The organism is Pseudomonadota bacterium (assembly GCA_039815145.1).
GTDB lineage: Bacteria > Pseudomonadota > Gammaproteobacteria > Steroidobacterales > JBCBZW01 > JBCBZW01.
This window is the reverse complement of sequence record JBCBZW010000014.1, coordinates 68,072-74,080: the sequence shown is the minus strand read 5'-3', so window position 1 is coordinate 74,080 and position 6,009 is coordinate 68,072. Positions and strand designations below refer to the sequence as shown.

General features: G+C 65.0%; 6 protein-coding genes. 2 read left to right on the top strand and 4 right to left on the bottom strand.

Going from position 1 to position 6,009, the window contains the following annotated elements:
• Positions 1-251: 251 nt before the first annotated feature.
• The 4 genes from AAF184_06345 to AAF184_06330 all read right to left on the bottom strand — a co-directional run bounded on the left by AAF184_06345 (position 252) and on the right by AAF184_06330 (position 3,420).
• The gene (locus AAF184_06345; GenBank protein ID MEO0421934.1) at positions 252-1,010 is read right to left on the bottom strand and encodes an SDR family oxidoreductase; all 759 of its coding nucleotides are present in this window, start codon (positions 1,008-1,010) and stop codon (positions 252-254) included.
• 20 nt (positions 1,011-1,030) lie between these two features.
• Positions 1,031-1,849 (bottom strand): SDR family oxidoreductase, encoded by an 819-nt coding sequence (locus tag AAF184_06340; protein ID MEO0421933.1) that lies wholly within the window; start codon positions 1,847-1,849, stop codon positions 1,031-1,033.
• Entirely contained in the window at positions 1,846-2,895 is a 1,050-nt protein-coding gene (locus tag AAF184_06335) for an alpha/beta hydrolase (protein MEO0421932.1), read from the bottom strand. Before AAF184_06335 ends, AAF184_06340 begins: the two co-directional genes overlap by 4 nt.
• Before the next feature lie 216 nt (positions 2,896-3,111).
• Positions 3,112-3,420 (bottom strand): phosphopantetheine-binding protein, encoded by a 309-nt coding sequence (locus AAF184_06330; protein MEO0421931.1) that lies wholly within the window; start codon positions 3,418-3,420, stop codon positions 3,112-3,114.
• A gap of 281 nt (positions 3,421-3,701) precedes the next feature.
• Between AAF184_06330 and AAF184_06325 the strand changes: the two genes are divergently transcribed.
• A complete protein-coding gene (locus AAF184_06325) occupies positions 3,702-5,000 on the top strand; it encodes a tetratricopeptide repeat protein (protein ID MEO0421930.1) in 1,299 nt (432 codons plus the stop codon).
• Between the two features lie 377 nt (positions 5,001-5,377).
• Positions 5,378-5,998 (top strand): hypothetical protein, encoded by a 621-nt coding sequence (locus AAF184_06320; protein MEO0421929.1) that lies wholly within the window; start codon positions 5,378-5,380, stop codon positions 5,996-5,998.
• Positions 5,999-6,009 lie beyond the last annotated feature (11 nt).

The following is a 6,009-nucleotide window of genomic DNA, read 5'->3' as shown; positions in this document are numbered from 1 at the left end:
GTCGGGCAGCCGAGAAATGCTCACGTACTGAAGTACGCTCCGCTTTCTCGGCAACCCTCCGCCTTGTCTTTCACGCCCTGAGCCTGCCTCAGGGCGTGGTCCCGAGCAACGCGAAATCCTGCGTTGTCGGGGCCGCGAGAAACGCTCACGTACTGATGTACGCTCCGCTTTCTCGGCAACCCTCCGCCTTGTCTTTCACGCGCTGAGCCCGCCTCAGGGCGTGGTCCCGTGTAGGGCGGGCGGGTTGCAGGTCAGCCCTTGCGCCTCTTCTTGGCTTTGAACGGGGCGATGACTGGGTTCATCAGGTAGGTGTCGCGGGGCATCCCCAAGAGGTAGGCGATGAATTCGCCGACGCGCTCCGGGGGCAGGGTCTGTGCGGGCTTCAACGCGCCCGGGCCGTTCTGGTCCCAGAGCGGTGTGGCGACGGCGTCCGGCAGGACGGTCTGCACGCGAATGCCGTAGCGGCTGACTTCCTCGGCGAGGGATTCCGTTAGGCCGACGATACCGAACTTGCTTGCGCAGTAGGAGCCGTCGAAGGGACGGCCCTTGAGGCCCGAGGTGGACGAGATGTTGATGATGTCGCCCTCGCGCTGTTCCATCATCGCTGGCAGTACGGCTCGGTTACTGAGGAACGTGCCGGTGAGATTGGTCTCGACGATCGTGTTCCAGGCCTCGAGGGTGGTGTCTGCGACCGTCTTCAGCTCGCTGCCCACCCGCAGGATACCGGCGCAGGCCACCAGCGCATCGATGCGCTCGAAGCGAGCGAGCGTCTGCTCGGCCATGCGTTGCATGTCAGCCTCGTCCCGGATGCTGGCGGTCAAGGTGAGCACCTTGTCCTCGCTGAGCCCGGCCTCGAGCAGTTCTCCCTTCACTTCGTTAAGGCCGTCATCGCGCAGGTCCACCAGGGCGAGGCGGGCGCCGTGGGTGGCGCAGATGCGTGCGCAGGCGCGGCCGATGCCGCTGCCGGCGCCGGTGATGATGACGACTCGATCGTTGAGGGGATGGCTCATGGCGGGCTCCGTGTTCGTTGCTATTGTCGGGTGGCAGGCGCGGACGGCGGTGCGTCGCCGGTCTGCTCGAAGTAGCCGCGGAAGGGCAGGAGGTGGGGGTGCACCAGCACGCCGTCCACCGGGTGTCGGGCCATGAACACCACCGCGTCGGCGAAGTGCTCGGCCTTGACGGCGCCGCCAAAGGGGCGGGCCAGGATCGTCTGATCGACCAACGGCGTTTCGACCGGGCCGGGGAAGATCACCTGGGCGCGGATGCCGTGGCGCTCCTCCTCTCCAGCGATCACTTCCGTTAGGCCGACCATGCCGAACTTCGAGGCGCAGTACGCGGGACCGAAGGGCGTGCCGCGAAGGCCCTGAGGCGTCGTCGAGGAGCCCACATTGATGATCTGGCCGCGGCCCTGCGCACGCATCGTGGGCAGTACGGCGCGGTTGCTGAGAAAGATGCCGCGCAGGTTGACGTTGATCACTTCCTCCCACTCGCTGAGGGGTAACTCGGCGGTCGGGTGGGGCATCACGCGCTTCGTGTCCGCGCGCTTGCCGAGGCCCGCGCTGGCCACGAGCAGGTCGATCCGGCCGAAGGCCGCTAGCGTGCGCTCGGCCATGGCCTGCATGTCCGCTTCGTCGGCCACATTGAAGGGGAGGGCGAGGGGCTCGCTGGGCTGGCCCAGCTCGGCGCTGGCCGATCGGATCAGGTCCAGGCTCTGGGTGAGTCGCTCGAGGGAGCGCCCGACCACGGCAACCCGCCAGCCGTCTTGGGCGAGGGCGACCGCCACCGCCTGGCCGATCCCGCTACTGCCACCGGTGACGATGGCGACCGGTGCCTCGGCGGTATCGTTCATCGCAGGCCGGGTTGGCGGGCGCGGGCGGCGATGGCTGCCGCGCGCTTGCGCCCGGCGGGTAATGCCTGAGCCGCACTGGCCCCGGGGTGCTCACGCAGGAAATGGTCGAGGAGTTTCACAAACCGTCGTGGCTTGACCGCCGGGTGGAAGTGCCCAGCGCCCGGTACCAGCGCGACGTGCGTGCGCGGAATCAGCTTCTCGAGCTGCCGACACGATGGGATGCAGTGGGAGAGTTCGCCGTACATAGCGAGGGTCGGGACGCGGATGCCCGCGATCGCCTCGCGAGTCAGCGGCTGCTCATCAGCGAATTCGGCTTTGGCGCTGGTCTGCTCCATGAGCTCGTTCCAGCGGGCAGCGCCCTTGCGCCCCATATCGCGACGGCGCAGCGATGGCGCGCCATTGCCCGCCGCCCGTGCACCCGCAACGGCCGCTCGGCGCGCCGCGCGCTTTTTCTTCATCGGCGCCGGTAGCTGCGCATCGTCCGCGCTCTGCGCCGCCGAGCCGCTGGCGAGGGTGCCGTGGGCGAAGCCTGAGGAGAGGTCATTAAAGTGCTTGAGCAACTCGAAGGTGATGATCTCTTCATCGTCGGGCAGTCCGTTATGCCCCATGTCGACCAGTTCGCGCTTCCAACGCGCCCAGTGCGGCCATTCCCGCAGGCGCATGGGGCCTTGCAGGCACTTTGCCTGCGTGTCGGCGATGGTCAGGCTGGCCTGGCGTTGCGGCGCCATGATCGCGTGGGCGAGGGCGACCCGTGCACCGAAGCTGTGGCCGACGATGTGGGCCTTGTCTATCTCGAGATGGTCGAGGAGACCGTTGAGGTCGTCCACCATGTGCGGCAGCAGGTAGTCGTGCCGCGGCATGTCGCTGCCGCCGTGGCCGCGCAGGTCGTAGCACACGATGTGATAGTCGCGCGCCAGCACTCGCCCCACACTCATGAACCAGAAGGCGAGGTTTGCGCCGAGCCCGTGGATGAGCACGATGGTCTCGCCGGCGCCTGCGCGCTGGAAGTGAATGGTGGGTTGGTTGCCGACGACCAGATTGGGCATCACGTACTCTCTACGGCGCGCCGATCTGTCTCGACGCTCGGGCGGGAACTGCCGTTAAGGGCAGCTTGGCGACGCCAAATGCGCAAGACCGCCCTCGCCAGATGCAGGGACGGGTGACACCCAGACGCGCCGAATCCGGTGGAGCCCAAGTGTTGGCGGAACGCTTCGATGTAGCAACCGCCCCCGGCCGCCCTCGACCGGGGGTGGCGCTGTAGATCAGCTGGCGAGCTTGTCGCGCAAGAACCCGGCGATCTCCGTGATCGTCAGGTCGTCGACGTAGTCACCGTCGCGCATGAACAGCTGCTCAAAGGGCAGGCCGCTCTGCTCGAAGTGCTGCTCGAGGTGTACAGCGAGCTGCACGATATCGATCGATTCGAACTCCAGATCTCCCATGAGGCTGGTGCTCGGAGAGATGGCGGAAACGTTGTCCAGGTCCCAGTCGGACACCATTTCGTTGATCACTGAGATGACGCCGTTTTCGACGTCGTCGCTGCCCTGTGCTGCGGTCATTTCGTTGTTTGACATAGTCCTTAGAACTCAAGGAGTGATGGGTTTGAACGCGTGCTGACGGGCATGTCGTGCGGCGACGACAAGCGGCCGTCCGCAAGACTTCCTATCGCAGTGCATCGCGAATGATCCACGCTCGGATTTGGGTTGTCAACGAATCAGTTCGCACAAAAACGAGTGCGACAAAAAAGCTCAAAAACTCGCAAAGAGTCGCTCATTAACAACGAGTTAACACGACGTAAAACGGTGTGTTACCTGTACCGTCGACTCGTGCGGAAAACGCGATCGGTGCAATTGACGTGGCGCAGCAGAGCGCGCACACTCACTGCCCTTCACCGCCGAATTACAAGCGCTCCCGTCGGCATGTGCGGCCCATCGCACGGCTGTCCGGGAGGCAACATAAACGAATAGAGGTCAGTTGGATGGCTACTTCTTCCTCGGGAGAGTGGACTCCCAAGGCCCGACGACTCGGTCGCGGCGTCAAAGCGCATATGGAGCTCGGCAAAGCTCACATGCAGGCTGAACGGTTCGACGACGCCCTGGCGGAGTACGAAGCGGTCATCGAGCAAAATCCCAACCTTGCCCCCGCGCACGTAGCGATTGGCAACGTGTACTACAAGCAGGGCAACTACGAGGGCGCTCTCAAGCACTACCAGTCCGCCGTGACGATCGACGAGAAGCTCGCCCCTGCCCACATGCTGAGCGGCAACGCGCGACTCAAGCTCGGTGATTCGGCCGGCGCCCTGGGTGAATACGAGCAAGCGCTCAAGCTCGATCCCAAGTTGACCAGCGCCCAGGTGCGCGCCGGTCAGCTCTATGCAAAAGAGGAGCGCTACGAGCCAGCGGAGAAAGCGCTGCGTGAGGCGCTGCGCTTGAACCCCCAGTTGACAGCCGCTCGCCTGCTCATTGCGAACATCAAGCAAAAGCAGGGCGATGACCAGGCGGCGATCGATGAGTTGCAGCACGCCGTGCGCAGCAAGGGCGATCTCTGGGCGGGGCACTATCAGCTCGGTCGCCTGCATATGAAGAAGTCCGCCCACGAAGCGGCGCGAGACTCCTTTAAACACGTGGTCACCTTGCAGGCGGACAATCCCCTCGGGCATTTCTGGCTGGGTATGGCGCAGCGTGAGCTGGGCGACAACGCCGCCGCCGAGACCGCGCTGCGAGAGGCCGTCCGCCTCAACCCCCAGATGCCGGCCGCCAAGATGCAACTGGCGCGCACTCTGCAGGCGGCTGAGAAGTATGACGAGGCCCTGTCGCTGTTACGACAGATGGTCAAGCACAAGAGTGACTCGGTCACCATTCATGTCATGATAGGTGACGTTCACTTTGCTCAGGGGCACCACCAGGAAGCCGTAGAAGAATACGAAGCAGCCATGCTGCACGGCGAAGACCTGGCGGAAAAGTACCCCGAACTCGAGAAGATCAAATCGTCGTCGCAAGATGTGAAGGCGAAAGCGCAGGCGTACCGGGATGCCTTCGCGAAGGTCACCGCCGAGCGTGCGGAAGACCGCGAACAGTCCCGCGAGAAACCGCAGCAAAAACGCCGCAAGCGTCGGGCCCTGCGCCTGCGTAAGCGCGGCGGTGCCGGCGGCTAGGTCTGCACGACGAAGAAGAAACAACAAGAAATCAGGTGAGCGGGAGAGCCCTGCGTCGACGTTGGCGCAGCTTCAGGAACTGCGACAGGTGACGGCGACGTTGCGGGTACCCCGTCGCGTAGGATCGACGCAGGAAGGCGACGTTGCCCGCACGCGTGGACCAGATGCGCGATTGCGGCGGCTCGCAGGCGGCCTGTTCGAGACCATCGAGACCGACGCTGGCTGCTCGCGTACGAGGCGTCGTCCAACGGATGTCCATTTCCGTGGGATGGGTTGGTCACGAAGACGGGCTACGCCTGGAGACTGTCTCTCGGCGCTCACACAGCAAACGCCGGCGGCGCGCCGCTGACACACAACAACGCCAGGAGCACATACCCATGGCAGAGACCAACGCAAACGAGTCGGCGGATCAGCGCCGCGAGAAACTGAAGGCTTTGCGCGAGCGGCGCGGCCCTGGCAACCGCAAACCGGCCGCGGCGACCCCAGGTGCAGGTGCCGGCGCTGGCGGCGGCGAGGACGGCGGTGATCGACGCGCCAAGCTGCGTCAGATCATGCAGCAGCGCGCCGGCGGTGGCGCCAAGGCTGGCGCAAAAGCCGGTGGCAAGATGGGCGGTAAGCTCGGCGCCAAGATGGGCGGAAAAATGGGCGGCAAGATGGGCGCGAAGGCCGGCGGCAAGATGGGCGCCAAGGCCGGTGGTGGTGCCGGTGGCGATAAGCGCGCCAAGCTCATGAAGGCGATGAAGAACCCCCAGCAGCGCGAGAAGCTCATGGAGCGTTTCCCCCAGCTTCGCGAGAAGATGGGCGGTGCTGGCGGTAAGGGCGCCAAGGGTGCGAAGGGCGCCAAAGCAGCAGCTGCCCGTCGCGGCGGAGCAGCAGGCGGAAGCGACCCCGCCCTGGGACGCCAGGTGAAGGCTCTCGAAGGTCGCGTCGCCGAACTCGAGCGCGAGCTCAAGAATGTGCGTAGCGACGCGCCGAAGAAGCCGAGCGGCGCCAAGTAGAACGAAGAATA

What these genes read in the sequence shown, in the direction of transcription:
- AAF184_06330 (MEO0421931.1), bottom strand. Translation starts at nt 3,420, where the DNA reads ATGTCAAACAACGAAATGACCGCAGCACAGGGCAGCGACGACGTCGAA.
- AAF184_06320 (MEO0421929.1), top strand. Translation starts at nt 5,378, where the DNA reads ATGGCAGAGACCAACGCAAACGAGTCGGCGGATCAGCGCCGCGAGAAA.
- AAF184_06335 (MEO0421932.1), bottom strand. Translation starts at nt 2,895, where the DNA reads ATGCCCAATCTGGTCGTCGGCAACCAACCCACCATTCACTTCCAGCGC.
- AAF184_06345 (MEO0421934.1), bottom strand. Translation starts at nt 1,010, where the DNA reads ATGAGCCATCCCCTCAACGATCGAGTCGTCATCATCACCGGCGCCGGC.
- AAF184_06340 (MEO0421933.1), bottom strand. Translation starts at nt 1,849, where the DNA reads ATGAACGATACCGCCGAGGCACCGGTCGCCATCGTCACCGGTGGCAGT.